The organism is Ochrobactrum sp. AN78 (genome assembly GCF_029909885.1).
Lineage (GTDB): Bacteria > Pseudomonadota > Alphaproteobacteria > Rhizobiales > Rhizobiaceae > Brucella > Brucella quorumnocens.
Window position 1 is genome coordinate 1 of sequence record NZ_JASAMU010000030.1, and the last position, 4,732, is coordinate 4,732.

Sequence of the window (4,732 nt, forward strand, 5' to 3'; positions counted from 1 at the left end):
ATTCTCCTGCCATGCTCCAAAACTCCCGTTATCAGGAGAGTGAATCATGAAGAAGTAATTTGATCAAATGTTTAATTGGGTTTGGAGCCTAGAGCTAGTTAGGCCGGATAAGACAATCTCGACAGCAAGTGTATTTGTAGACGAAGATATTCTTTCGAACTTAGTTTCAAAGTTTGGCACCCAAGAGAAGGCTTTTCAATTCCTAAAGGAAATACTTGTAGACAAAGTGATTGATCAATAGCGGCGGCTCCACAACCGTGAGACGTCTAGGCAATGCTTTGTCAGAAATCAAAGTCGTATCAGGGAGGATAAAGCATGTGTGGGCGCTTTACGCAAACTTACTGCCTGGAGTGCGACAGCAAGGATGTCGGCTTGATATTCACTCATCGAAGCGCTGAGCGTGAAGGCATTGCGAAGTTTCCAAAGTATTAGACTTAACTACTCACCATCATTCAGGACTCGGCGACCTGACCTCGTGATCGATAGAAGCCCTCGACCCATACGTATATTCGACCATTTCGCCAGCCGCAGTTTTACAAGCTGCGTGGGCAATTCTTCGCCACACGTGAAGAATTCAGATCTATCCTGTAGTGACCTCAGGAGCTTCTTTTGTATGGCAGTCACCTTCACTGACTCTTTCTCACAATTCGGCTTTCAATTGACTGGGATTAGACCTTTACCTTCAAGCATTCGCAATACTGTTTTATTCATGGCAAATCTGGCCGCTACCTCTCTCGATTACGCCGAAGGCGGTGGGTCCGCGGGCGTTACCTCCGGCCGAAACCGGCCGTCGCAGCACGCCCAGGCAAAGCCGGTGTTTCTGCGGCTTGGAACAAGACCTGAAATGCCGTCGCTGAGCCCAAGTGGTGCAGGTGGGGTTCGGTGAGCGAAAGCGAATAGCACGCATTCCGAAGGAGACCCAAAATTCCCAGGATCCAATTATGGTAAACGATAGGTTAATAAACAATATCGGGAGTTTAGTTTAGTCACACAAAAAATGCTCCAATAAATCAACGAAAAACAGCCGTGAAATCGCTTCCGTTTTCGCGGAGACAAAGACGCTCCTCTCCAGCTGCAGGATCTGCCCGCTGAAAAAGACCAGCAAAGTTTAGTCCGCACGCTCTTGCAATTGCCGGTCATTGAAACCCCAGCCATCCTTGCGCCAAAATGGAAGGAGAATGGCATTATGCAATCCCAATTGTATTCAACATTCCAGCATCCGTCGAAATTGCATCCGCTTATTCTGATGAAACTCTTTCGTCTCTGGGTTTCCAAAACTTTTAAGAAGTGGCGGCGAGAACGTGCGACGCGGCACACAATAAGCCTTATGGCAGAACTGCCGGACGAAATACTGCGCGATATTGGCTGGCCAGACGCGGTGCGCAATGAAACTCATTCCTTTGAAAAGGAATACGAGCCCTCGCCAATACGTTTACCATGGCCATTACGGCGTTAGGTACACCAAATTGTTTGCCCGATGACCGATCGGGCGCTACTGCGTATCGCTTTGTCCTCAGGACAGATCCCCTTGGACCGATGCGTGGTGCAATGAAGGTAAAAAAACCTCGGCGATTGCCGAGGCCTTTGGTTGATCAATCCCAAGGGATGATGGCCATAAGGACTTCGTCATCCTGACCGGGATATCGTCCGAGATTACCGTTGAGTTTGCTGTGACCGATGTTGACTGAGATTGTGAAGTATTCGCCGCCCGACTGGTTGGTCTTGCGCCAGATCCCGCCGATCTCGCAATTGCGTCCTCGGGGAGTTTTAGTGAAGAGCTTGTAAGCAGGAGCTTTCGAGTTATCACTGTTCACAGGCTCGCCTGTGAGATCGAAGTCATATGCAGGGGAGGCGATGTTGCCGGATATGGAATTGTTTTTACCGATGCGGATGAAGTTGAGAAGATCGGACATGATAGTCTCCTTGGTTTGTGTTGCCGATGGTCACTTAAGACGACCGACAAAAAGGAAAGAAAACATCTGGAGGAGCGAAACATAGTGGAGCACCGGGAAAGGTAGCGATTTTGTTGCGCGAGGAATGGCGGCACCGCCAGGGGAAAATCGTTTGCTTGCCCGGTTGTTGTCTGTCCTGTCGGTTGTAGTGATCCATCTTGAAAGCATCACTAAGCCAAGTGACTGAACGCATGGCGGTTTTCTTTCATCGCGAAGTGTAACACACTCCTTCCGCGAATTGCCCCGGCTGATTGACGAGAGACGGGAGGGGTACATGCTACGACCGTCAAGTTTGCCAATGCAAGATTTCCCATGCCAGCAAGGGATTGCAAGAAGGATAGGATGGAGTTTGGCAGTGTTAGCGATAGTATCAACGAAATCAGGACCACCAGTTTTCGCTCACTCAAGAAAGTCAGTGAAGTGGGAGAACTCCCAGTCAGGTGTCGTGTTAGTCCGGGCTAACTAACGGGGAGTTTCTCACCGGTTTTGCGGTGCCTATCACTCATAGCAAGCACCGTTAATTAGTTGAATCGCTATAGTGTGGGGGACATTGTTGGAGGAAGCTGGTTCGAACGTAGTCTCCCATTTGGGAGGGCAGGGGTTCGAGGGGAAGGGATAGGGTTCCCCTCGCAGATAACAAAGCTGATCAAGCTGCTTTCAGTGACGACTGCACAGCGAGCTTGAAACCAAGTGCATGCAGGACCTTTTGAACGGTTTCATAGCGCAGCTTGGACCCGGGTTTAAGAGCTTTATAAAGGCTCTCCCGACCAAGTCCTGCGGATTCCGCAATACTCGCCATACCTCGGGCTTTCGCGACATATCCCAGAGCAGCAATAAAGACATCGGGATCTTCATCTTCCATTGCAATAGCCAAATATTCAGCCATGGCTTCGTCGTTGTCGAGATATTCGGAAATGTCAAAGGGTGAAAATTCAGTCATCATAATTCCTTTCCGATGGCTCTGGCCATTTCTATCGCCTTTTTAATATCTCGCTTCTGCGAAGACTTATCGCCGCCAACCAAAAGCAGATAGATAGTGGCTCCTTGTCGAGTATAGTAAATCCTATACCCCGGCCCGTAATGGAGGCGCATTTCAGAGACACCTTCTCCAATAGGTTCAACATCTCCAAAATTGCCCTGTTCAGCAGCAGTCAATCGATGCAAGATGCGGAGACGAGCTCTTTGATCTTTTAGAGATTTAAGCCACCGATCAAATTGATCTGATCTCTGGAATACGTTCATGTATTCTTGTATCCTATCGGATACACCCTGTCAACGCTATTTGAATAGATTTTAAACATGGATCACGGCGTGGCAGTCTCGTCAAGGCCACGCCGTAGCCACTATTATTTCTTGAGTGCGGCGATTTTCTCACCAATGATCCAGAGCGCTTTATTGAGCCGGATATCTTGGTCAATGCCGTAAACGGGACGGGATCTCGTGCGGCGCGGTCGTCCAAACTCGTCTCGGCTCACTCCGCGAAGCCCGCCCTTGATGACGTTCTCCTGCACTGTGTTGAAAACCGTCCATAGATCATTATCCCGATCATCGCTTCGGCGCGGCACAAGCAACTGTTCCGGTTTGATAGGCGTATTGGTATTGCCGTTATGGTCTGCGAAGCGAACGATATGAGCTGCTTGAGCAAATGCGTCCTTCTCGTCATGGTTCAAATTGATCTTAGACCAATCCTGTGGCGCTGAAAGCGTGCGCTCGGCTTCCTCCAGTACACGATAGGTTCCTTCAATCACCTTATCCGCTACATCGCCAGAATGACGAACTTTGATCGCATCGATCGTGCCGGTCTGCGCAACAAGTGAGTTCATGCAGCGGATGCGGAACATGCCTGCCATCAGCTCGTAAGCACTCGTTCCATCATTGGCATTCTTCAACAGGATTTCACAAATATTGTCGCCGACATTGTATGTTTTGCCGTCATCAACTCGACGCAGGCGAATAAGATGTTTTGTGTATTCGGCTTTTTGGAAAATTTGGAAAAGCTATCCCAAGTGCATCATGCCGTTGATGAGGCTATCTGATTATTCTGCTTCCTGCAAAAGGGAGACGAACACTTCAGCGGGTGTCTTGAATCCAAGACACTTGCGCGGGGTTGCGTTGAGATCATGGGCGAGGGCACTCAACTGCGCCTGGTTGACCTGCGTCAGGTCAGTGTTGCTGGGTAAGTAACGTCGAATGCGCTTGTTGATGTTCTCAATAGCACCTTTTTGCCATGGTGAATTTGGATCGCAAAACCAGCTTCTGGCCCCCATTCCATCCTCCAAAACCCGATACCCCATAAACTCGGAACCGCGATCAAAGGTAAAACTGCGGCGTGCATGATAAGGCAGTGCAGCAAAGGTCTGAATGATTTTGTTCATGATAGGCTTTGAGTGCCGACTGTTGTTTTTGATGATGACGCAATAACGACTTTTGCGTTCAACAAGCGTCATGACATTGGCCTCTCCAAGGTCTCGTTCAAAGATAATCAAATCACCTTCCCAGTTCCCAAATTGCAGACGATTGCCAATAAAATCCGGGCGTTGATGAATGCGAAACGCTTCTGGAATGCAGGAACTGCGCGATTTTCTTGTGCCTCGTGGGCATCGCTTTGTTCGCATCTCGGCAAGGTGTTCAAACAGTTTCAGCGCGTATTCTTCCTTTGAGTAAATGAAGCGATAAATCGTTTCCGCACACAGTCGTATCGCGCTCAGACCATGGCTAACCAGTCGACCGCAGATCTGCTCTGGCGACCAATGGGCTTCCAATTGTTCAATGACGAGCTT

The 4,732-nt window shown here is 49.1% G+C and carries 5 protein-coding genes; all 5 read right to left on the reverse strand.

Annotation, left to right across the window (positions count from 1 at the left end; genetic code table 11):
• Window positions 1-1,592: 1,592 nt before the first annotated feature.
• Complete coding sequence (locus tag QBD00_RS23490) at window positions 1,593-1,913, reverse strand: DUF736 family protein (protein ID WP_318580693.1); 321 nt, start codon at window positions 1,911-1,913, stop codon at window positions 1,593-1,595.
• Between the two features lie 685 nt (window positions 1,914-2,598).
• The gene (locus QBD00_RS23495; protein WP_318580696.1) at window positions 2,599-2,892 is read right to left on the reverse strand and encodes an addiction module antidote protein; all 294 of its coding nucleotides are present in this window, start codon (window positions 2,890-2,892) and stop codon (window positions 2,599-2,601) included.
• Window positions 2,892-3,194: a type II toxin-antitoxin system RelE/ParE family toxin gene (locus tag QBD00_RS23500; protein ID WP_318580694.1), complete on the reverse strand. Its 303-nt coding sequence runs from the start codon at window positions 3,192-3,194 to the stop codon at window positions 2,892-2,894. Before QBD00_RS23500 ends, QBD00_RS23495 begins: the two co-directional genes overlap by 1 nt.
• A gap of 104 nt (window positions 3,195-3,298) precedes the next feature.
• Window positions 3,299-3,940, reverse strand: coding sequence for a DUF932 domain-containing protein (locus QBD00_RS23505; RefSeq protein ID WP_318580697.1), 642 nt, complete (start codon window positions 3,938-3,940; stop codon window positions 3,299-3,301).
• Between the two features lie 48 nt (window positions 3,941-3,988).
• Window positions 3,989-4,732 (reverse strand): IS30 family transposase (locus QBD00_RS23510; protein ID WP_318580695.1); only part of this gene is annotated, 744 nt, incomplete at its 5' end.

Excerpts from the sequence above, each read along its gene's own strand:
- QBD00_RS23490 (WP_318580693.1), bottom strand. The coding sequence starts at position 1,913 with ATGTCCGATCTTCTCAACTTCATCCGCATCGGTAAAAACAATTCCATA.
- QBD00_RS23495 (WP_318580696.1), bottom strand. The coding sequence starts at position 2,892 with ATGACTGAATTTTCACCCTTTGACATTTCCGAATATCTCGACAACGAC.
- QBD00_RS23500 (WP_318580694.1), bottom strand. The coding sequence starts at position 3,194 with ATGAACGTATTCCAGAGATCAGATCAATTTGATCGGTGGCTTAAATCT.